The 20,198-nt window shown below is 70.3% G+C and carries 18 protein-coding genes and 1 tRNA gene; 8 read left to right on the forward strand and 11 right to left on the reverse strand.

The genetic code is table 11. The features are described 5' to 3' along the window. Nucleotides 1-302: 302 nt before the first annotated feature. From ilvC to H490_RS29510, 5 genes are all read right to left on the reverse strand, one after another. Complete coding sequence (gene ilvC, locus H490_RS29490) at nucleotides 303-1,328, reverse strand: ketol-acid reductoisomerase (protein ID WP_031290285.1); 1,026 nt, start codon at nucleotides 1,326-1,328, stop codon at nucleotides 303-305. A 62-nt stretch (nucleotides 1,329-1,390) separates the two neighbouring features. Then, nucleotides 1,391-1,900: an acetolactate synthase small subunit gene (gene ilvN / locus H490_RS29495; protein WP_017885123.1), complete on the reverse strand. Its 510-nt coding sequence runs from the start codon at nucleotides 1,898-1,900 to the stop codon at nucleotides 1,391-1,393. A 2-nt stretch (nucleotides 1,901-1,902) separates the two neighbouring features. Then, nucleotides 1,903-3,702 carry an acetolactate synthase large subunit gene (locus tag H490_RS29500; RefSeq protein ID WP_041205862.1) on the reverse strand — a complete coding sequence of 600 codons (1,800 nt, stop codon included), beginning with the start codon at nucleotides 3,700-3,702 and terminating at the stop codon, nucleotides 1,903-1,905. A gap of 154 nt (nucleotides 3,703-3,856) precedes the next feature. After that, complete coding sequence (gene ilvD / locus H490_RS29505; RefSeq protein WP_031290287.1) at nucleotides 3,857-5,548, reverse strand: dihydroxy-acid dehydratase; 1,692 nt, start codon at nucleotides 5,546-5,548, stop codon at nucleotides 3,857-3,859. A gap of 122 nt (nucleotides 5,549-5,670) precedes the next feature. Beyond that, entirely contained in the window at nucleotides 5,671-5,907 is a 237-nt protein-coding gene (locus tag H490_RS29510; RefSeq protein ID WP_017885126.1) for a hypothetical protein, read from the reverse strand. Nucleotides 5,908-6,247: 340 nt separating this feature from the next. Here H490_RS29510 and H490_RS29515 point away from each other — a divergent pair, with 340 nt between their 5' ends. The 5 genes from H490_RS29515 to H490_RS29535 all read left to right on the forward strand — a co-directional run bounded on the left by H490_RS29515 (nucleotide 6,248) and on the right by H490_RS29535 (nucleotide 9,332). Next, a complete protein-coding gene (locus tag H490_RS29515; protein WP_017885127.1) occupies nucleotides 6,248-6,490 on the forward strand; it encodes a hypothetical protein in 243 nt (80 codons plus the stop codon). Nucleotides 6,491-6,573: 83 nt separating this feature from the next. Continuing rightward, entirely contained in the window at nucleotides 6,574-7,830 is a 1,257-nt protein-coding gene (nhaA, locus tag H490_RS29520; RefSeq protein WP_017885128.1) for a Na+/H+ antiporter NhaA, read from the forward strand. Between the two features lie 112 nt (nucleotides 7,831-7,942). Next, nucleotides 7,943-8,015: transfer RNA gene (locus H490_RS29525), tRNA-Lys, on the forward strand. Nucleotides 8,016-8,097: 82 nt separating this feature from the next. Beyond that, nucleotides 8,098-8,934, forward strand: a complete 837-nt coding sequence (locus tag H490_RS29530; protein ID WP_017885129.1) for an inositol monophosphatase family protein — start codon at nucleotides 8,098-8,100, stop codon at nucleotides 8,932-8,934. Then, nucleotides 8,931-9,332, forward strand: coding sequence for a DUF3054 domain-containing protein (locus H490_RS29535; RefSeq protein WP_017885130.1), 402 nt, complete (start codon nucleotides 8,931-8,933; stop codon nucleotides 9,330-9,332). The genes H490_RS29530 and H490_RS29535 overlap by 4 nt, the downstream gene beginning before the upstream one ends. A gap of 159 nt (nucleotides 9,333-9,491) precedes the next feature. Here the strand turns inward: H490_RS29535 and gap are convergent, their stop codons facing one another. From gap to H490_RS29550, 3 genes are all read right to left on the reverse strand, one after another. Then, nucleotides 9,492-10,493: a type I glyceraldehyde-3-phosphate dehydrogenase gene (gene gap, locus H490_RS29540; RefSeq protein ID WP_031290289.1), complete on the reverse strand. Its 1,002-nt coding sequence runs from the start codon at nucleotides 10,491-10,493 to the stop codon at nucleotides 9,492-9,494. A gap of 165 nt (nucleotides 10,494-10,658) precedes the next feature. After that, a complete protein-coding gene (locus H490_RS29545) occupies nucleotides 10,659-11,600 on the reverse strand; it encodes a GlxA family transcriptional regulator (RefSeq protein ID WP_017885132.1) in 942 nt (313 codons plus the stop codon). Between the two features lie 225 nt (nucleotides 11,601-11,825). Then, nucleotides 11,826-12,488 (reverse strand): TetR/AcrR family transcriptional regulator, encoded by a 663-nt coding sequence (locus H490_RS29550; protein ID WP_081611698.1) that lies wholly within the window; start codon nucleotides 12,486-12,488, stop codon nucleotides 11,826-11,828. Nucleotides 12,489-12,591: 103 nt separating this feature from the next. Here H490_RS29550 and H490_RS29555 point away from each other — a divergent pair, with 103 nt between their 5' ends. The 3 genes from H490_RS29555 to surE all read left to right on the forward strand — a co-directional run bounded on the left by H490_RS29555 (nucleotide 12,592) and on the right by surE (nucleotide 17,031). Next, a complete protein-coding gene (locus H490_RS29555; protein ID WP_017885134.1) occupies nucleotides 12,592-14,964 on the forward strand; it encodes a fibronectin type III domain-containing protein in 2,373 nt (790 codons plus the stop codon). 97 nt (nucleotides 14,965-15,061) lie between these two features. Next, nucleotides 15,062-16,282 carry a PfkB family carbohydrate kinase gene (locus H490_RS29560; RefSeq protein ID WP_017885135.1) on the forward strand — a complete coding sequence of 407 codons (1,221 nt, stop codon included), beginning with the start codon at nucleotides 15,062-15,064 and terminating at the stop codon, nucleotides 16,280-16,282. Then, entirely contained in the window at nucleotides 16,279-17,031 is a 753-nt protein-coding gene (gene surE, locus H490_RS29565) for a 5'/3'-nucleotidase SurE (RefSeq protein ID WP_017885136.1), read from the forward strand. Before H490_RS29560 ends, surE begins: the two co-directional genes overlap by 4 nt. 60 nt (nucleotides 17,032-17,091) lie before the next feature. On the opposite strand, the gene nhaA (H490_RS29570) is transcribed toward surE, so the two are convergent. The 3 genes from nhaA (H490_RS29570) to H490_RS29580 all read right to left on the reverse strand — a co-directional run bounded on the left by nhaA (H490_RS29570) (nucleotide 17,092) and on the right by H490_RS29580 (nucleotide 20,188). After that, a complete protein-coding gene (nhaA, locus tag H490_RS29570) occupies nucleotides 17,092-18,471 on the reverse strand; it encodes a Na+/H+ antiporter NhaA (RefSeq protein WP_017885137.1) in 1,380 nt (459 codons plus the stop codon). Between the two features lie 91 nt (nucleotides 18,472-18,562). Next, entirely contained in the window at nucleotides 18,563-19,048 is a 486-nt protein-coding gene (locus H490_RS29575) for a hypothetical protein (RefSeq protein WP_152424345.1), read from the reverse strand. A 225-nt stretch (nucleotides 19,049-19,273) separates the two neighbouring features. Further along, nucleotides 19,274-20,188: an EamA family transporter gene (locus tag H490_RS29580; protein ID WP_017885139.1), complete on the reverse strand. Its 915-nt coding sequence runs from the start codon at nucleotides 20,186-20,188 to the stop codon at nucleotides 19,274-19,276. Nucleotides 20,189-20,198 lie beyond the last annotated feature (10 nt).

Raw genomic sequence — 20,198 nt, forward strand, 5'->3', positions numbered from 1 at the left:
ATACTGCGAGACGTTGTCTGCCGATAGGGGTGAGGGGTGCGTTAGCGTGGGGCATGAAGACCTCCGGTTGAGGACGTGTGTGTGGTAACCCACATCCTGCCGGAGGTCTTCTTTAGTCTGCTACGCGTTCACAACGTCCCAAGGAACTACAGCTAGCCGGCGCGCCCTCTCGCCGGCTCGACCGGCGCGCACCCCGGCGGCCCGCTTGCCGTCTCCCCTACCGGGTACGACAGAGGGGTGCCGGGGATGTGCATCCCCGGCACCCCTCTGCTCCCCTCAGCGGGTTCGGGGAGCCTCGACGGTCAGCGCGCGGCCGAACCGTCGGTGTAGTCGTCGTCGGTCTGCTGCCATGCGAAGAGCTTGCGCAGCTCGGCGCCGGTCTTCTCGATGGGGTGCGACTCGGCCTTGGCGCGCAGCTCCTTGAACTCGGCGCCGCCGTTGTCCTGGTCCTCGATGAAGCGCTTCGCGAACGCGCCCGACTGGATGTCGGCGAGCACGGCCTGCATGTTCTCCTTGACCGAGGGGTCGATCACGCGGGGGCCCGAGACGTAGTCGCCGTACTCGGCGGTGTCGCTGACCGACCAGCGCTGCTTGGCGATGCCGCCCTCCCACATGAGGTCGACGATGAGCTTGAGCTCGTGCAGCACCTCGAAGTAGGCGATCTCGGGCTGGTAGCCGGCCTCGGTGAGCACCTCGAAGCCGTACTGCACGAGCTGCGAGGTACCGCCGCAGAGCACCGCCTGCTCGCCGAAGAGGTCCGACTCGGTCTCCTCGGTGAAGGTGGTCTTGATGACGCCGGCGCGGGTGCCGCCGATGGCCTTGGCGTACGACTTCGCGGTCTCCCACGCGGTGCCCGAGGCGTCGACCTCGACGGCGATGATGTCGGGGATGCCGCGGCCGGCCTCGAACTCGCGGCGCACGGTGTGGCCGGGAGCCTTGGGGGCGACGAGGATCACGTCGACGCCCTCGGGCGCCTCGATGTAGCCGAATCGGATGTTGAAGCCGTGCGCGAAGGCGAGCGTCTTGCCCTCGGTCAGCTTGTCCTTGATCTGCTCGTTGTAGATCGCACGCTGGTGCTGATCGGGGGCGAGGATCATGATGAGGTCGGCCCACTCGGCCGCGTCGGCGACGGTCTTGACCTCGAAGCCCGCCTCTTCGGCCTTCTGCATCGACTTCGAGCCCTCCTTGAGGGCGATGATGACCTCGACGCCCGAATCGCGCAGGTTCATCGCGTGGGCATGGCCCTGGGAGCCGTAGCCGACGACGGCCACCTTCTTGCCCTGGATGATCGACAGATCGGCGTCGGCATCGTAATACATCTCAGCCACTTGGGACTCTCCTTTGTTGTGTGGGTGTGTCAGTTCTTTCGACGGGGTCGCGCGCGAGCCCGCTAGTTCTTGAAGACGCGCTCCGTGATCGACTTCGATCCGCGCCCCATCGCGATGAGGCCGGACTGCGCGATCTCCTTGATCCCGTAGGGCTCGAGCACCTTCAGGAAGGCATCGATCTTGCCGGTGTCGCCGGTCACCTCGATGGTGAGCGCGTCGGGCACGACGTCGACGACGCGGGCGCGGAACAGGTTGACGGCCTCGAGCACGTGGGAGCGGCTCTGGTTGTCGGCTCGCACCTTGATGAGCACGTGCTCGCGCTGCACCGAGGTGGATTCGTCGAGCTCGACGATCTTGATGACGTTGACCAGCTTGTTGAGCTGCTTCGTGACCTGCTCGAGCAGGGTCTCGTCTTCATCGACCACGACCGTGATGCGCGAGAGGCCGCGCATCTCGGTGGGGCCCACCGCGAGCGATTCGATGTTGAAGCCGCGGCGGGCGAAGAGCCCGGCGACCCGGGTCAGCAGGCCCGGCTTGTCCTCCACGAGGAGGCTGAGTACGTGGCGGCTCATGGTTACTCTTCCTCCCACTCGGGGCTGTGTTCGAGGGCGTACTGGATGTCGCTGTTGGAGGTGCCCTGGCGCACCATCGGCCACACCATCGCGTCGGCGCTCACCACGAAGTCGATGACGACGGGGCGATCGTTGGTCTCGAGCGCGAGCTTGATGGCGTCGTCGATCTGGTCTTCGCGCTCCACGCGGATCGCGAGGCAGCCGTATGCGTCGCCGAGCTTCACGAAGTCGGGGATGCGCGGCGAGCCGTGCCCGGTGTTGAGCTCGGTGTTCGAGTAGCGGCCCTCGTAGATGAGGGTCTGCCACTGCCGCACCATGCCCAGCGACGAGTTGTTGATGATGGCGACCTTGATGGGGATGTCGTTCACCACGCAGGTGGCGAGCTCCTGGTTGGTCATCTGGAAGCAGCCGTCGCCGTCGATCGCCCACACGACACGATCCGGCTCGGCGACCTTGGCACCCATGGCCGCGGGGACCGCGTAGCCCATGGTGCCGGCGCCGCCCGAATTGAGCCAGGCGTTCGGGCGCTCGTACTTGATGAACTGCGCGGCCCACATCTGGTGCTGGCCCACGCCCGCGGCGTAGATGCCCTCGGGGCCGGTGAGCTCGCCGATGCGCTGGATCACCAGCTGCGGCGAGAGCAGCCCGTCGCTGGTCTCCTGGTAGCCGAGCGGGAACCGCTCCTGCAGCAGGCGCAGGCGATCCCACCAGGTCGAGATGTCGGCGAACTCGCGGCTGAGCTTGGCGGTCGAGACCGCTGCGATGAGATCGGAGATGACGTCGGCGGCGTCGCCCACGATGGGCACGTCGGCGGCGCGGATCTTGCCGATCTCGGCGGGATCGATGTCGGCGTGGATCACCTTCGCCTCGGGCGCGAAGAGCGCGGCCTTGCCGGTCACGCGGTCGTCGAAGCGCGCGCCGAGGGTGATGAGCAGGTCGGCCTCCTGCAGCGCGAGCACTGCGGGGACGGTGCCGTGCATGCCGGGCATGCCGAGGTGCTGCGGGTGCGAGTCGGGGAAGACGCCGCGCGCCATGAGCGTGGTCACGACGGGGGCGCCCACCAGCTCGGCGAGCTGCAGCAGCTCCTCGGAGGCCCCTGCGCGGCCGACGCCGCCGCCCACGTAGAAGACGGGTCGCTGCGACGCCGCGATGAGCTCGGCGGCGGCCTGGATCTGCTTGCTGTTGGCCTTGGTGATGGGCCGGTAGCCGGCGAGGTCGACGCGGGGATCCCACTCGAAGTCGAGCTCGCCCTCCTGGGCGTCCTTCGTGATGTCGACGAGCACGGGGCCGGGCCGGCCGGTCGAGGCGAGGTGGTAGGCCGCCGCGATCGCTCCGGGCACGTCCTCGGCTCGCTTCACGAGGAAGGAGTGCTTGGTGATGGGCATGGTGATGCCGACGATGTCGGCCTCCTGGAACGCGTCCGAGCCCATGAGGTGCGAGAACACCTGTCCGGTGATCGCGAGCAGCGGCACGGAGTCCATGTAGGCGTCGGCGATCGCGGTGACGAGGTTGGTCGCGCCGGGCCCGGAGGTGGCGATGCAGACGCCGACCTTGCCGGTCGCGGCCGCGAAGCCCTCGGCGGCGTGACCGCCGCCCTGCTCGTGGCGCACGAGCACGTGACGCAGGTCGCCGGCGTCCATGAGCGTGTCGTAGAGGGGCAGCACGGCGCCGCCGGGCAGGCCGAAGACGTCGGTGACGCCGAGGGCCTCGAGGCTGCGGACGACAGCCCTCGCGCCGGTCATCCGCTCGCCGCGGGGCGCCGCGGGTTTCGATGGGGGAACTGCACTCGATTCCGAGGTCATCTCTTGCTTTCCTGGTGTGAGGTGTGGGTGCGATTGGCGCGGAGGAGGAGCCGATGCTCGCGGGTGATGCTCATCGACGGGCCCGGACGCGGGATCGCCCACCTGTGTGGGCGTCCGAGTTCGAACCCGTCGACGGCATGTTCGGCGAACCGGGTCAGCCGGTGACGGCGCCCTCGGATGCCGAACGGACGAGCTTGGCGTACTTTGCCAGAACACCGCGCGTGTATCGCGGGGGAAGCGGGGCCCAGGTTGCTCGGCGGGCCTCAAGCTCGGCGGGATCTACCAGCAGATCGAGCGTTTGTGCGACGACATCGACCCGAATCAGGTCGCCGTCGCGGACCAGGGCTACCGGACCTCCGTCCGTCGCCTCCGGTGCGATGTGGCCGATGCACAGGCCGGTTGTGCCGCCCGAGAATCGTCCGTCGGTCAATAGTAGTACATCCTTGCCGAGCCCCGCGCCCTTGATGGCCGCGGTGATGGCGAGCATCTCGCGCATGCCGGGGCCGCCCTTGGGGCCCTCGTAGCGGATCACGACGACGTCGCCCTTGTCGATGCGCCCCTCGGTGAGCGCGTCCATGGCCGCGCGCTCGCGGTCGAAGACGCGGGCGGGGCCCTCGAAGACCTCGGCGTCGAAGCCCGCGGTCTTCACGACGGCGCCCTCGGGTGCGAGGCTGCCCGTGAGGATCGTGAGGCCGCCGTTCTCGTGCAGCGGGGCGTCGAGCTTGCGGATCACCTTGCCGTCGAGCTCGGTGGTCACGTCGGCCAGATTCTCGGCGACCGTCTTGCCGGTCACGGTGAGCGCGTCGCCGTGCAGCAGGCCCGCGTCGAGCAGGGCCTTCATGATGACGGGCATGCCGCCGACGCGGTCGAAGTCTTCTGCGACGTACTGGCCGAAGGGCTTCATGTCGGCGAGGTGCGGGGTCTTCGCCCCGATGCGGGTGAAGTCTTCGAGGGTCAGCTCGACCTCGGCCTCGCGGGCGATGGCGAGCAGGTGCAGCACCGCGTTGGTCGACCCGCCGAGCACCATGGCCACGGTGATGGCGTTCTCGAAGGCCTTGCGGGTGAGGATGTCGCGGGCGGTGATGCCCTGGCGCAGCATGTTGACGACCGCCTCGCCCGAGCGGTGGGCGAAGTAGTCGCGCCGGCGGTCGGCGCTGGGCGGCGCGGCCGAACCCGGCAGGCTCATGCCGAGGGCCTCGGCGACGCAGGCCATGGTGTTGGCGGTGTACATGCCGCCGCAGGCGCCCTCGCCCGGGGCGATCGCGCACTCGACGCGCTTCAGGTCTTCTTCGCTGAGGGTGCCCGCCTTGCAGGCGCCGACGGCCTCGAAGGCGTCGATGATGGTGACCTGCTTCTCGGTGCCGTCGCTGAGCTTGACCCAGCCCGGGGCGATGGATCCGGCGTACAGGAACACCGACGCGAGATCGAGCCGGGCGGCGGCCATGAGCATGCCGGGCAGGGACTTGTCGCAGCCCGCGAGCAGCACCGAGCCGTCCATGCGCTCGGCCATGATCACGGTCTCGACCGAGTCGGTGATGACCTCGCGCGAGACGAGCGAGAAGTGCATGCCCTCGTGCCCCATCGAGATGCCGTCAGAGACCGAGATCGTGCCGAACTGCAGCGGGTAGCCGCCGCCCGCGTGCACGCCTTCTTTGGCGCCCTGAGCCAGGCGGTCGAGGCTCAGGTTGCAGGGGGTGACGTCGTTCCAGGAGCTCGCGATCGCGATCTGGGGCTTGTCCCAGTCTTCGTCGCCCATGCCGACCGCCCGGAGCATGCCTCGGGCGGCGGCCTTCTCGATCCCGTCGGTGACGTCGCGGCTTCGCGGCTTCATGTCAATCTCTGCCATGGCGACAGTCTAGCCGCCGCGGGAGGTACCGAAGCCGCATACGCGAGAGCGCCGGGAGATCTCTCGGATCTCCCGGCGCTCGATTCCTGCTGCGCGGCGCGCTCAGTTCTGCGGCCGGCGCGCTACTTGCCGATCGCGGGCAGCAGCGTGAAGGGCAGCATGAAGCCGATGAACGTCGCCGCCAGACCTCCCGCGAAGGTCCACAGCTCGACCACCTGGCCCAATTCGACGTTGAAGCCGAAGCTCATGAGCACCATTCCGCCGACCACCAGCACGATCGAGAGGATGAAGGCGATCGCGGTCACCGCGCTCACCGCTCCCTGCGAGCTCTCCTCGAACAGCGTCTCCTGCTTCGCCATGCCGGCCTCTCCTTCGCTATCGCTTCGGTCGGCCTCGCCGAGGCCGCGTGGTGCGCCCGCAGTGCGGGCTCCTGACTGCAAGATTACCCCACCCGGGGGCGCCGCGTCCGACCGCGCGGCCCCGGGCGCCTCTTCCGGTCACGCCCTTGATCCCCCTTTCTGAAACGGGCGAGGAGATCCGGGGAGTCGCTGCCCATGGCGGGCCGGCGCATGCGACTCCCGTCTACCAGAAACAGGCGGTCAGGAAAAGGGCGCGCGGCGCCGCGGAGGCCACGGAGTAGGCTGACGGCAGGTCGGGATCCCGCTCGCGGATCTCCACCCGCAACCCAAGGGAGGAATCGTGTCGATCGGCAAGTACGTCACCAATCCCGGTGTGATCGGGGCGGCCGCGGGCGCGCTCAGCACCGCTCGTCGCACCCAGTCCATGCGCAAGGACTGGCGCCGGCTGCTCGTCTGGGGCGTCTGGCTCGCGGGGTTCGCGCTCGCCGTCGCGACGGTCGCCATGCAGGAGCAGGACGAGGAGTACGACATCGAGCACGAGGCTGAGAAGCGCGAGCGGAAGCGCCGCAAGAAGCAGCGGTAGCCCCGCGCCTGCGGTACGCTGATCGCGGCGCGTCGGGAAGTCTGGTCGACACTTCTGCAAAGGTCCCCTCCGAAAGGCGCCAGATGAGCGAGCCGCTGCACTCCCCCGAAGCCCCGAGCCAGCGGGCCCGGCCCCGTCGCCTGCTGCGCCTGGTCAATCAGCGCGAGGCGGCGCGCGTCAGCAGGCTGCTGCGGGCAGAGGTGGTGGGCGGCGTCATCGTGATGGTCGCCGCGGTGGTCGGATTCGCGGCTGCGAACAGCCCGATCGCCGACGGCTACTTCGCGCTGCGGGACACCCGGATCGGCCCCGAGCCGCTGCACCTCGATCTCTCCGTCGGGCAGTGGGCGTCGGACGGGCTGCTCGCCATCTTTTTCTTCATGGTGGGGCTGGAGCTCAAACGGGAGTTCGTGGCGGGCGAGCTCAGCCGCTTCTCGACGGCGATCGTGCCGGTCGCGGCGGCGTTCGGCGGGGTCGCCGTGCCGGCCCTCATCTACGTGGCGTTCACCGCCGGCAGCCCGGCGGCCCACGGCTGGGCGATCCCGACCGCCACCGACATCGCCTTCGCGGTCGCCGTGCTCGGTCTGATCGCGCCCCGCATTCCGCCGGCTCTGCGCATGTTCCTGCTCACCCTGGCGGTGGTCGACGACCTCATCGCCATCAGCATCATCGCCGTCTTCTACACCGCGGGGGTGCAGTTGCTCCCCCTGCTCGCGAGCCTCGTGCCGATCACGGTCTACGCCTTCATCGTGCGACGCTTCCCGCAGTGGTTCGCGCGATCGGGATGGGGGCCGTGGCTGATCCTGCTACCCATCGGGATCGTCGCGTGGGCTCTCTTCCACGCCTCGGGCATCCACGCCACGATCGTCGGGGTGCTGCTCGCCTTCCTCGTACCGGTCTCCGGCGCGGGCGGCACGCAGCTCGCCGAGGTCTTCGAGCGCCGCTTCCGCCCCCTCTCCACCGGGATCGCGGTGCCGGTCTTCGCATTCTTCGCGGCGGGCGTGGCGATCGGGGGCGAGTCACGCTTCCCCTTCGACCCGATCGCGCTCGGCATCATGGTCGGTCTCGTTGCGGGCAAGCCGATCGGCATCACCCTCTCGACGTGGCTGCTCACCCGCTTCACCCGGGCCGAGCTCGACGAATCGGTGCGGTGGCGCGAACTCGTCGGCGTGGGTGCGCTCGCGGGTGTGGGCTTCACGGTGGCGCTGCTGGTGGCGGACCTGAGCTTCGTCGACGCCGCAGACGCAGACACCGCACGGCTCGCAGTGATGGCGGGCTCGGTCGTCGCGGTCGCGGTGGCGGCCGCGCTGCTCGTGCGGAGGCCCCGCTCGCGCACTCGCTGAGCAACTCGGGGTCCATCAGGCGACACGCCCGCGATCCGCGGTTCCCGGCACCCGATTTGAGCGCATAGAAAGGTCCGTGTTAGTATTTTCTCTGTTGCTCAGCGAGCAGCACGCGCCTTTAGCTCAGTTGGTAGAGCAGCTGACTCTTAATCAGCGGGTCCACGGTTCGAGCCCGTGAGGGCGCACTCGAACAGAAAAGCTCCACCTCAGGGTGGGGCTTTTCTCGTATCCGATCCCGGTTCACCGCTTGTTCACGGAAGGCGCTCGATGTCCGCTCCGCTCCCCACGCCCTCTGCCGATCTCGCCTTCGCGCTCGAACTCGCCGACCTCGCCGATTCGATCTCGCTGGCCCGGTTCCGGTCGGCCGATCTGCGCATCGACACGAAGCCGGATCGCACTCACGTCACCGACGCCGACCTGGCGGTCGAGCGCGCGCTGCGCCAGCGCATCGAGGCCGACCGCCCGGGCGACGGCTTCTTCGGCGAGGAGTCCGGCCGCGAGGAGAAGGGCTCCCGCCTCTGGATCATCGACCCCATCGACGGCACCGCGAACTTCCTGCGCGGCGTGCCCAACTGGGCGACGCTCATCGCGCTCGAGGTCGACGGCGTCGTGACCACCGGCGTGGTGAGCATGCCCGCGTTCGGCTCGCGCTGGTTCGCCGAGGTCTCGGGCGGCGCGTGGCGCGAGGATCGGGGCGAGGCTCCGCGCCGCATCCGCGTGAGCGGGGTGCGCGATCTCTCCGACGCCTCCCTCAGCTTCCAGAGCATCGATCAGTGGCGCCGCGCGGGTCATCTCGACTCGCTGCTCGGCCTGCAGGAGCGCGTATGGCGGGATCGCGCCTATGGCGACTCGTGGTCGTACATGCTGCTCGCCGAGGGCCTCGTCGACATCGTCGCCGAGTTCGACGTCCAGGCGTACGACCTCGCCGCGCACGTGCCGATCGTGCGCGAGGCCGGCGGGCGCTTCACCGACATCGAGGGGTCGGAGAGCGCGTGGAACGGCAGTTCGTTGGCCACGAACGGCGCCCTGCACGATGCGGTGATCGAGACGATCGATCGCGAGCACGGAGCCGCCGGATCCCCGTCCCCCGGGGCCGCCCGATGACCGACCGCTCCCCCGATTCGACCGTCCGGCCCGCGGTCGGCCTCGCGGCGCTCGCCCTCGCGGCCGACGCGGCGCTCGTGCTGCTGTTCGCGGGTCTCGGCCGCAGCAACCACGCCCGCGAGGCGACCTTGCTCGGCCTGCTCGAGACCGCGTGGCCGTTCCTCGTCGGGCTGCTGCTGGTCTGGGGGTGGGGCCTCGTCTGGAAGCGGCCGGCGAGCCTGCTGCGCTCGGGGGTGCCGGTATGGATCGGCACGCTGGTGCTCGGCATGGGGCTGCGGCTGCTCTCGGGGCAGGGCACGGCTCCCGCGTTCGTGCTGGTCGCGGCCATCACCCTGGGCGTCTTCCTGCTCGGGTGGCGCGGGATCACCGCGCTCGTACTGCGCATCCGGCGCCGGTAGCGCCCCCGGGCGTCGCACGACTCGTCTTCCGCGCCCCGGCCGGTTGCCGATTCACGTCCCCGGGTTCCCGGTGTATCGCTTCGTGGATCGCGTGCGACGCAGAGAAGAACGAACCCCGGCGCGGGCACACGCCGGGGTTCGTTGGTTCTTGGGGGCGGGTCAGTCGGCCAGCTTGGCCAGCATCTCGGCCGCTCGGTTCGAGAAGCCCCACTCGTTGTCGTACCAGCTGGTGACCTTGACGTGCTTGCCCTGCACCTCGGTGAGCTCGGAGTCGAAGATCGATGAGTGGGCGTTGCCCACGATGTCCGATGAGACGAGGGGCTCGTCGGAGTACTCGAAGACGTGCTGAAGCGGGCCGTCGGCCGCGGCCCTGCGGTAGGCCTCGAGCACCTCTTCGCGCGTCACCTCGCGCGAGACGGCGGCGTTCAGCTCGACGATCGAGCCGACGGGCACCGGCACGCGCATCGACGTGCCCGAGAGCTTGCCGTCGAGCTGGGGCAGCACGAGGCCGATCGCCTTCGCCGCTCCGGTCGAGGTGGGCACGATGTTGAGGGCGGCGGCGCGGGCGCGGCGACGGTCCTTGTGCGGGCCGTCGATGAGGTTCTGGTCCTGCGTGTAGGCGTGGACCGTGGTCATGAAGCCCTGGGTGATGCCGGCGAGGTCGTCGAGCACCTGCGCGAGCGGCGCGAAGGCGTTGGTCGTGCACGACGCGTTCGAGATGATCTGGTGCTTCTCGGGGTCGTAGAGGTCGTCGTTCACGCCGACCACGACGGTGAGATCCGCACCGGTGGCGGGGGCGCTCACGAGCACGCGCTTGGCCCCGGCCTCGATGTGCTTGCGGGCGTCTTCAGCCTTGGTGAAGCGGCCGGTCGACTCGAGCACGACGTCGACGCCGAGATCACCCCAGGGCAGCTTGGCGGGGTCTGACTCGGCGAACACCTTGATGCGGCGGTCGTCGACGATCAGCTCGCCGTCCTCGAACGAGATGTCGCGCTTCAGGCGGCCGTAGACGCTGTCCCACTCGAGCAGGTGCGCCAGCATCTCACCGTCGGTGAGGTCGTTGACCGCGACGACTTCGATGTCGCTCTGCTGTTTGAGGATTGCGCGCAGCACTCCTCGTCCGATACGTCCGAAGCCGTTGATAGCCACACGAGCGGTCATGGTTTCACTTTCTCCTTCAGCAGCGTTTCTCTCGAGCGTTTCTCTCGGATTGCCTCTCACCAGAGTGCCGCGATTTTCGCACCGCGTCCAGTGGCCTGAATGCCAGCCTTCGAACGGATCTCGCCAAGTTGGTCGGGTGTTCGCTTTCGCGCGCTCCGCGCGCGATCAGGAGGTGCGGAAGAAGGTGCGGCGGTAGTCGCTCGGCGTCGTGCCGAGCACGGCGCGGAAGTGCCGGCGAAGATTGGTCGCCGTGCCGAGGCCCACGGTCGACGAGATCTCTTCGACGGCGAGGTCGGTCTCCTCGAGCAGCTCGCGCGCGCGATCGATACGGGCGCGCATGATCCACTGCATGGGCGTGTACCCGGTCTCGTCGCGGAAGCGCCGCGAGAGGGTACGCTCCGAGACGCGCGCGTGGGCCGCGAGGCGTGGGATATCGAGGGGCTCGTGCAGGCGCCGCAGCGCCCACTCGCGGGTCTGGGTGAATCGCTCCCCGTGCGTCTCGGGCACGCTCTGCGGCACGTACTGCGCCTGCCCCCCGCTGCGATAGGGGGCCGCCACGAGCCGCCGCGCGGCGTGGTTCGCCACCGCCATGCCGGCCTCCTTGCGCAGGATGTGCAGGCAGAGATCGATTCCCGACGCGGCGCCCGCCGAGGTGAGCACCGAGCCCTCGTCCACGAAGAGCACGCGCTCGTCGACCCGCACCTCGGGGAAACGCTCGGCGAGGATCCGCGAGTAGTGCCAGTGAGTCGTGGCACGCTTGCCGTCGAGCAGCCCGGTGGCGGCGAGCGCGAACGCCCCGGTCGAGATGGCCGCGAGCCTCGCGCCCCGCGCGTGGGCGGCCCGCAGCGCCTCGGTGAGCGCGGCGGGCGGGGGTTCGCGGTCGGGGTGCCGGTAGCCGGGCACGAAGATGAGATCGGCGGTGTCGAGCGCTTCGATCCCGTGCTCGACGTGGTACGAGAGACCGTCGCCGCCCGCGATCAGGCCGGGCTGCACCCCGCAGACGTCGACCGAGTAGGGCATGCTCGCCCGTGTCGTGAACACCTGGGCGGGGATGCCGACGTCGAGGGGCTTCGCCCCCTCGAGCACCACGACCACGACCCGCTTCATGACCACTCAGCCTACTCGCGTCCCCTTCGCCGAGAGGCGGGTTTCGCATCTCCGCACCGGCACCCTCATGCGAAACTCGCCTTTCGCCGGGAAGGGTGCGGGCGGGTGCAGGTGCAGGTGCAGGTGCAGGTGCAGGTGCAGGTGCAGGCGCAGGCGCAGGCGCAGGCGCAGGTGCAGGCGCAGGTGCAGGCGCAGGCGCAGGCGCAGGCGCAGGCGGGTGCCGGCCTAGCGGGTGGCGGACTCGCCCTCCAGCCGGATGAGCTGGTCGATCGCCTCGCGCCCGATGCTCCGGCCCGGAACGGGCGTCACCGCGGCGGCGGCGCGCAGCCCGTCGATGGTGATGGCCAGCTGCCGGGCGACGAGCGCGCTGCGCTCGGGTTCGGGGTGGTGCGCGAACTCTCCCAGACGGAAGGCTGCGATGGCGATGTCGTTGCCGTCGACGTCGGCGCGGAGCGACCCCTCGCCCTGGGCGACCGCCACCACGGCGGCGAGCGGCTCATCCCACTGCGCGCCCAGGCTGAACTCCGGGTCGAGCTGCGCGAGGCGCCGGTAGACGTGCGGCATGGCCGGGTGCTCGATGAGCGTGCGCGCGATCCCGGAGATCGCGGTGATGACCGCATCCCACCCGCTCGGCTGTTTCGCGATCTCGAGCGCGATCGTGTCGAACTGGGTCATGAGCTGCTCGTGGAGCGCGGTGAGCAGCGCGCGGAGGTCCGGGAATCGGCGGTAGAGCGTGGCGTTCCCGACCCCTGCCTCGCGGGCCACAGCGCTCATCGTCAGCTCTGCGGTGCCGCGCTCGCAGAGGCGCTCGACGGCGGCGAGGATGCGCTCTCGGCTGCGCCTCACTTCCACGCGCTCGGCGCGGCGGCGCGCGCTTCCGTCAACCATGATCCGAGTATATGGACCGCGATTGCGAAAGCGGGCAGCGAAGACTACTATCTGGACATTGTTCCCCACTTAATCTCACCCGCACCGCCGAGGAGCCCCGTTCATGTCGCTTTCCGCCCTGCTCCGCCGCTCCGCGGTCGGCGCCATCGCGCTGCTGCTCGTCGCACCCGCTGCACCCGCCCTCGCCGCTCCCGGAGACGACGCGGCCGACCTGCGCGAATGCCTCCTGACCTGCGGCTCCCCGGCGCTGATCGCGCTCGGCGACGATCTGAGCACCGGCCCCGACCCGCTCGAGGTGATGGTGCCGAGCGTGACGCTCGACCTCGCCGGCCACCGGCTCGAGGCCGCCGGGATCCGTCTCGCCCCGGGCACGGAGCTGACCATCACCGACAGCGGAACGGGCGGCACTCTGGAGAGCCGGGCCGGGGCGGCGGGCGGGCCGGGCATCCAGACGACGGGCGCCGTCCTGAGGGTCGACGGGGGTCGGGTGGTCGCGGTGGCGAGGGCGAGCGGAGACCCCTATACGGGGCCGACCGGAGCCGGCATCGGAGGGGCGTACCGCGAAGCCGGTGGAACGCTCGTCGTGACGGGCGGACAGGTGCACGCCGAAGGGGCCTATCAGAGCGCCGGCATCGGCAACGGCAGCAACCAGACCTCCGCGTCCGGGCCGACCACCGTCTCCGGCGGTGAGGTCACCGCGATTGGAGGGTACAGCGGAGCCGGGATCGGCGGCGGCAACTGGAGCTCGCCGGGCCCGGTCACCATCGCCGGAGGCCGGGTGACCGCGCAGGGCGGCGACTTCGGCGCCGCGATCGGAGGCGGCTACGACGGCGGAGCCGGAGGGCCTGTCGTCGTCTCCGGGGGCGAGCTCGTCGCCACGGGCGGGTATCAGGCCGCGGGGATCGGCAGTACGAGGTACTCGACCGAGCGCCCGGGGGCCGACGTGACCATCGGCCCCGGGGCCACGGTCACCGCGATCGGAACCGGCCGCACCGCCATCGGCGCAGACGCGAGGGACGATCTGTCGGCGGAATTCGGCAGGGTGAGGATCGACGGAGACCTCTTCCTGCCGTCCGGCTTCGTGCAGATCGCCGACAGCGACGCCCCGAACGCCGAGATGACCGTCTCGCCGACCGGGCGCATCCTCGGCGGGGCGGGCGACCCCGCAGAGGGGGCGAGGATCCAGGGCGCCGGTCAGATCGAGAACCGGGGAGCGATCGCCCTCGCGGCGGAACACGTCGACGTCGACGTGCTGGGGCGCTCCTACCGCGTCGACTTCGACGGTCAGGGCCGAGGCGGCGACGCTTCGCACCGCCTCTTCGCGGCCGACTTCGCGAGCGGCCACCGGGCCGTTCCCCCTCCCCCTGCCGGCTCGCTGTGGAATACCCGGGGCGACGGCACCGGGGCGTGGTTCGATGCGACCACCCCGGTCAGCGAGCACACGACGATCTTCGCCGCGACCCCGGCGAGCGTCGACACGTCGGCGATCCCGACGATCGGCCGCGTCGGCGTCCCGCTGCCGCTGGCCGGGATACGTGTGCTCGATCCCGGCGGGTCGGATCTGGGGAGCCCCGTTGCGTGGACGAGCGATGCTGCGGGAGACCTGATCGACGCGGGATCGCTCGTTCCCGCAGGGGTCGGCCCCCGCCGACTCACCGCCGCGGCGACGGTCATGGGCGTCGCGGTCGTGTCATCGGTGACCGTCGACATCGCCGCCGCCGCTCCGACCGCCCCGACGGGGCTTCGCGCCCTTCCCGGGGACGGCGAGGCGACGCTGACCTGGAGCGCACCTCCGAGCGGAGGCGAGGCCATCGTCGGCTACGTCGTCGAGCAGCGTATCGACGGGGGACCGTGGGAAGCGGAGCGCTCGATCGGCGTCGGCACCCGCACGACCCTGACCGGCCTCCGCAACGGCGGCGTCTACGAGTACCGAGTCGCGGCCGTCGACCGCGCGGGCCCCGGCGCCTTCTCGGAGACCGCGGCGGCGACCCCCTATGCGTTCGAGCCGTCGTTCACGTCGGAGCGGGCCATACTGGCCGACGGCAGCGTACTCGAGCCCGGGGCGAACATCACCGTGAGCGCCGCGAAGCTGCCGGCCGGATCACGGGTGCACGTCGCACTGCGGTCGCTGCAGGCCGGGATCGCCGACGCGACCGTGGCGCACGACGGCACGGTCGTCCTCACGGGCACGATCCCGGCCGATTCGGCCGAAGGCGTCGACTCGATCACCGCGACGCTCACCCTCCCCGACGGATCGCACGGCGGGGCCTCGACCCTCGCCGTCGCGATCCGGTCCACGAGCGGCGGCGGCGATCCGGTCGACGCCGGCGCGACCCGTGATCGGTCGCCCGGGTACGGCGCCCTCGCGGCCACCGGCGTTCCTCCGGCTCAGTACCCGTCGGCCCTCGCAGCGACACTGCTGCTGGTCGGGCTGGGAACCGCTCTGATCGTCGCGCGTCGCGGGTTCGAGAGCTGACGGCGCAGCCGACGGGCGTCTCCGGCGGCCATACCCCGCCCGACGACGCCTCTGCAAGGGGTTCCGCCCCGCACCCCTGTGCCATACGCTGCCGCCCATGAGAGAGGTCACGATCTTCGCACCGTCCCCGACCGTCACCGTCACGATCGAGGAGCACGGCGACGAGCCGGAGATCCATCTCCACGCGGGCGGTCAGGGGGTGTGGCAGGCGCGGATGCTGCGGAGGCTGGGGGTGCGCGTGAGGATGTGCTGCACGCTGACCGGAGAACTCGGGCCGGTGCTGCGGCATCTGCTCGAGGATGAGGGGTTCTCGGTCTCGAGCATCGACCGCCCGGGCAAGGCCTCGGCCTACGTGCACGATCGCCGCGGGGGCGAACGCCGCGTGATCGCCGAGACGGAGGGCGAACCCCTCGCGCGCCACGATCTCGACGAGCTCTACGGGGCGACCCTGCGCGAGGGGCTCGGCGCCGGTCTCGCGATCCTCAGCGGCCCTGCCGGTGAAGCGGCCGTACCCGTCGACACCTATCGGCGCCTGGCCTCCGATCTGCGCGCGGGAGGAGCCCGCGTCATCGTCGATCTGGCCGGCGCGCGCCTCGACGCTGCGCTCGCGGGCGGGGTCGACGTGCTGAAGGTGAGCCACGAGGAGCTGCTCGACGATGGACGCGTCGACGACGCATCCGCCGAGAGCATCCAGTCGGCCATGCTCGAACTGCGCGAGCGCGGTGCGGCCGTCGTGGTGGTGACCCGTTCGAGCGATCCCCTGCTGCTGCTCGACGACGATGGGTTCGTCGAGGTCGAGAGCCCGCGCATGGAGGCGGCCGAGACCCGGGGCGCCGGCGATTCCCTCACCGCCGGGATCGCAGCGGGGATCGCCGACGGCGAGACCGCCCGGGAGGCCGTCGTCACCGGGGCTGCGGCGGGCGCGCTCAACGTCACCCGCCATGGACTGGGCACCGGGGACGCCGCGACGATCGCGCGGCTCAGGGAGGCGGTGATCGTGCGCGCGCTCGACGTCGCGCAGGAGAGGGACGGCGGACCGGCGCAGCACGGGAGCGTCAGTCCGGACGAGCTCGCCGCGCTCGCAGACCCCGGGGANATGCCGCATGACAAAACCCATTCGAAAATGGGCACCGGGGACGCCGCGACGATCGCGCGGCTCAGGGAGGCGGTGATCGTGCGCGCGCTCGACGTCGCGCAGGAGAGGGACGGCGGACCGGCGCAGCACGGGAGCGTCAGTCCGGACGAGCTCGCCGCGCTCGCAGACCCCGGGGAGGCCGGCGAGTCCGGCACCGGCGACGGGCGGGAGGGCTCCGCATGACTCGAACACTGATCACCAACGACGACGGCATCGACGCCCCCGGCCTCGCCGCCCTCGCCCGCGCCGCGCGCGGAGCCGGCCTCGACATCGTGGTGGCGGCGCCGATACGGCAGTCGAGCGGGGCGAGCGCCTCGATCATGGCCGCGGAGGAGGATGGTCGCATCGCGATCGAGCGGCGCGAGCTTCCCGAGCTGGAGGGGACTCCCGCGTATGCCGTGAGGGGCGGGCCGGGGTTGGTCGCGCTCATCGCCGCGCGCGGGGCGTTCGGAGAACCCGCAGACCTCGTGCTCTCGGGGATCAATCACGGTGCGAACGTCGGCCGGGCCGTTCTCCACTCCGGCACGGTGGGCGCGGCGCTCACCGGCGGCCTGAACGGGGCGTGGGGGGCGGCGGTGTCGCTCGACGTCGGTCTGCACCCGACGAGGTACCACTGGGACGCCGCGGCCGACGTGGCGATGGGCGTGCTGCCCTTCTTGCTCGGCCGCCCCCGGGGCACCGTCGTCAACCTCAACGTTCCGAACGCCGTCGAGAACCGGGGCATCGTCGAAGCGTCCCTCGCCCCGTTCGGGATCGTGCATACCACGCTGACCGAGCAGGACGACGACTACGTGCGCCTCGCGGTGGAGGATCTGCCGAACCGCCCCGAGCCGGGAAGCGACGCTGCGCTTCTCGCCGACGGCTGGGCGACCTTGAGCGGCCTCGACCCCGTCTCCCACATGCCGCTCGGATACCGACCGACCGAGCGCTGATGCATCGTTCGCGGCGCACCATGTGCGGCTCCGGCAGCTGCGCGGGGCCACGACCAGCGCTCAGCGGCCGCCCTGCCCGGGTGCCGATTTGAACCACTCGTCGCGCCGCTCCTGCTGGTACACGTCGGGGATCCCGTCGCCGTCGAGGTCGATCCGCTCCCGCTCGAGGATCTTGCCGTATCCGCGGTTGCGGACGCCGAGCAGCACGGCGGCGAGCAGCGCTGCGCCCACGGACGCGGCGAGGATCGCGACCTTGGCGTAGTCATGCTCGGGCGACCCGGCCTCGAAGCTGAGCTCTGCGACGAGCAGCGACACCGTGAACCCGATGCCCGCGAGCAGGCCGACCCCCACGATGTCGATCCACCGCAGCTCCGGATCGAGCCTGATGCGCGCGACCTTCGAGAGTGTCCAGGTCGTGAGCACGATCCCGAGCGGTTTGCCGAGCACGAGGGCGACGATGATCGCCAGAGTCACGGGGTGTGCGAACGCGCGCTGCACGCCTTCCCATCCGCCGACCGACACTCCCGCGGCGAAGAACGCGAAGATCGGCACGGCGATCCCTGCGGAGAGCGGCCGGAAGCGGTGCTCGAACTCCTCGGCGAGACCGTGCTTCTCTTGGAGCGCGTCGCCCGCGTCCGGCTTGTGGCGAACCGGAATCGTGAACCCGAGCAGTACGCCCGCGATGGTGGCGTGGATGCCCGAGGCGTGCATGAAACCCCAGGCGACGACCCCGATGGGGAGGAGGATCGCCCAGGCGGCGAATGGACGCATGCCGAAGAAGCCTCGGTACCGCTGGGCGATGAACCCGTAGACCAGGATCACCGCGAGGGCGACGCCGAGCGGGATGAGCTCGATGTGATCGGTGTAGAAGATCGCGATGATGCTGATGGCGATGAGGTCGTCGACCACGGCGAGCGTCAGCAGGAAGATACGCAGCGCACTCGGGAGATTCGAGCCGATGATCGCGAGCACCGCCACCGCGAATGCGATGTCGGTCGCCGTAGGGATCGCCCATCCCTGGCTCAGGCCGGCCTCGCCGCGTACGAAGAGAGCGTAGAGGATGGCGGGCACCGCCACTCCTCCGGCCGCGGCCGCGATCGGAACCACGGCTGTGCCGAACCGGCGCAGGTCGCCCGCGACGAACTCGCGTTTGAGTTCGAGCCCGACGAGGAAGAAGAAGATCGCGAGCAGTCCGTCGGCGGCCCAGGCGCCAAGGCTGAGCCTCAGATGCCAGGGCTCGTAGCCGATCTCGAAGTCGCGGATCGCGAAGTAGGCGTCGGCGGCGGGCGTGTTCGCCCAGATGATCGCCGCGGCCGCGGCCGCCACGAGCAGGATGCCGCCGACGGTCTCCCGGCGCAGGAGCTCGGCGATGCGGCCGGCTTCCGCGAAGGAGCCGTAGCGGGGGAACGAGCGCGTGGCGCGCTCACTGGACTCTGTCATGGGTTCTCCGTGCGGGATGAGGTACGGAAGGCGGAGGGCCTTCCACGTGGGTCGGAGCGGTCGAGGAGCGAGGGCGGAGCTGTCGGAGCGCTCAGAGCGCGGCGAGGGTCCAGGCCTCGTGGACGTTGCTCTCCGCGACCTGCTCCCAGGTCAGGGTGAGGTCGCTCCATGCGGCCTTCGTGCAGAGCGCCTCCCAGAGGCGTTCGCGCAGGAGCGCGGGATCATCGCACCCCGTGACGTCGAGCACGAGCGTGTTGAGATATCGACCCCGATCGCGTTCGAGGTCGTTGTGCAGTTTGAGGGCGAGCCCCTCGGGGAGCCCGACGAGCATCGAGTGCGGGAAGTGTCGGGGTCGTGCGCAAGCGATGCAGACGCGGCGGATCTCCGGGTGCGCATCGAGCTCTGACTTGAGCGAGAGCACCGCCTCATGCCACGCTCGACGCGCCTGTCTGCGGGTGGTGCACTCGGTGAGGTCGACCCCCCAGAACAGGCCTCGGGGGCATTCGACGCCTCGGGGCGCCGGGGGCGCGTCGGCGCCGGGAAGCGGGTCGCCTCGGGTGAGATACGCAGCACTCATTCGATGCAGCCTTCCGATTTCTGGTTCGTTCGTCGTTATTCGCCGACCAGACTTCCCGGCACACCTTCGCCGCTCCGCAGGAGCGGGGCGACGGCTACCCATCATACGGATCCTGCGCGTTCCGCGCAGCCCCTCGAGGAGGATCCGGGCCCGCTGTGCGCGAAAGGGTGGGGCCGAGTTCGCGATCGTGTGCGTCTTATCCCGAGAGCCCGGTGCACATCAGCGTCAGCGGCGGAGGGGGCGCGGACGAGTACCTGCTCGCACAGCGGGATCGTCCCGCACGCCGACCGGGGATCTGGCATTCCGGAACCCTTCGACCGCGAGCAGGCCGAGTGCGACCGCGAGCAGGCCGTAGGTGAGCAGGTCGCTTCCGTGCAGCCGCTCGCCGAGCAGCAGCGCAACCACCACGAGAAGCACCGGCTCCAGATATCCGAGCACTCCGAATACCGGGAGCGGTAGGCGCTGCGCGGCAGCGAGGTACGCGAACATGGCCGTCGCCCCGGCGATCCCGACCCCGATCAGCGCGAACCGCTCGGTGGCACCGTCCGGAAACGGCCCGCCGAACCGCATCAGCAGGATCGCGACCGGAGCGATGATGGCGACCTCGACGCCGAACGCGGCCGGATTGTCGAGACCGTATCTGCGGCGCAACACGAAATAGGCCGGGTAGCCGAGACAGATCGCGGCCGTCACCCATGACACCTCCGGTGTCAATGCGAGTTTCAGCCCGACCGCTACGGCAGCCGCGCCGACCGCGGCGCACTGGATCCGCGTGACCTCGGCCCGCAGGAGGAGCTTGCTGCCGAGCACGATGCCGAGTGGCAGCAGCAGAAACCCGAGCGACGCGTCGAGGGCATGGCCGTGCAGCGGTGCCCAGGAGAACAGCCACAGCTGGGCTCCGACCAGCGCGCACAGCACCGGCAGCAGCAGCATCCCCCAGCGCAGGCTCCGCAGCGCTGTCCAGTAGTCGCGGAGGAGACGTCGCGCGGCCGGGTGCGCGAGCGCGAACGCATAGCAGGCGCAGGTAATCAGGATCCTGGTGCCGAACATCACGTCGGCATCCACGTCGACCGCGCCCGAAAGGTAGAAGATCGCCGCGAATAAGACGGCCGCCGCGCCCGCAGCGGCGACGCCGCGCACGAACCCACCA

Source organism: Leucobacter sp. UCD-THU, from assembly GCF_000349545.1.
Classification (GTDB): Bacteria; Actinomycetota; Actinomycetes; order Actinomycetales; family Microbacteriaceae; genus Leucobacter; species Leucobacter muris.

Excerpts from the sequence above, each read along its gene's own strand:
- ilvD (WP_031290287.1), bottom strand. The coding sequence starts at position 5,548 with ATGGCAGAGATTGACATGAAGCCGCGAAGCCGCGACGTCACCGACGGG.
- H490_RS29535 (WP_017885130.1), top strand. The coding sequence starts at position 8,931 with ATGACCGACCGCTCCCCCGATTCGACCGTCCGGCCCGCGGTCGGCCTC.
- nhaA (WP_017885137.1), bottom strand. The coding sequence starts at position 18,471 with ATGACAGAGTCCAGTGAGCGCGCCACGCGCTCGTTCCCCCGCTACGGC.
- H490_RS29575 (WP_152424345.1), bottom strand. The coding sequence starts at position 19,048 with ATGAGTGCTGCGTATCTCACCCGAGGCGACCCGCTTCCCGGCGCCGAC.
- nhaA (WP_017885128.1), top strand. The coding sequence starts at position 6,574 with ATGAGCGAGCCGCTGCACTCCCCCGAAGCCCCGAGCCAGCGGGCCCGG.
- H490_RS29500 (WP_041205862.1), bottom strand. The coding sequence starts at position 3,702 with ATGACCTCGGAATCGAGTGCAGTTCCCCCATCGAAACCCGCGGCGCCC.
- ilvN (WP_017885123.1), bottom strand. The coding sequence starts at position 1,900 with ATGAGCCGCCACGTACTCAGCCTCCTCGTGGAGGACAAGCCGGGCCTG.
- H490_RS29555 (WP_017885134.1), top strand. The coding sequence starts at position 12,592 with ATGTCGCTTTCCGCCCTGCTCCGCCGCTCCGCGGTCGGCGCCATCGCG.
- H490_RS29550 (WP_081611698.1), bottom strand. The coding sequence starts at position 12,488 with ATGGTTGACGGAAGCGCGCGCCGCCGCGCCGAGCGCGTGGAAGTGAGG.
- surE (WP_017885136.1), top strand. The coding sequence starts at position 16,279 with ATGACTCGAACACTGATCACCAACGACGACGGCATCGACGCCCCCGGC.
- H490_RS29530 (WP_017885129.1), top strand. The coding sequence starts at position 8,098 with ATGTCCGCTCCGCTCCCCACGCCCTCTGCCGATCTCGCCTTCGCGCTC.
- H490_RS29510 (WP_017885126.1), bottom strand. The coding sequence starts at position 5,907 with ATGGCGAAGCAGGAGACGCTGTTCGAGGAGAGCTCGCAGGGAGCGGTG.
- H490_RS29545 (WP_017885132.1), bottom strand. The coding sequence starts at position 11,600 with ATGAAGCGGGTCGTGGTCGTGGTGCTCGAGGGGGCGAAGCCCCTCGAC.
- gap (WP_031290289.1), bottom strand. The coding sequence starts at position 10,493 with ATGACCGCTCGTGTGGCTATCAACGGCTTCGGACGTATCGGACGAGGA.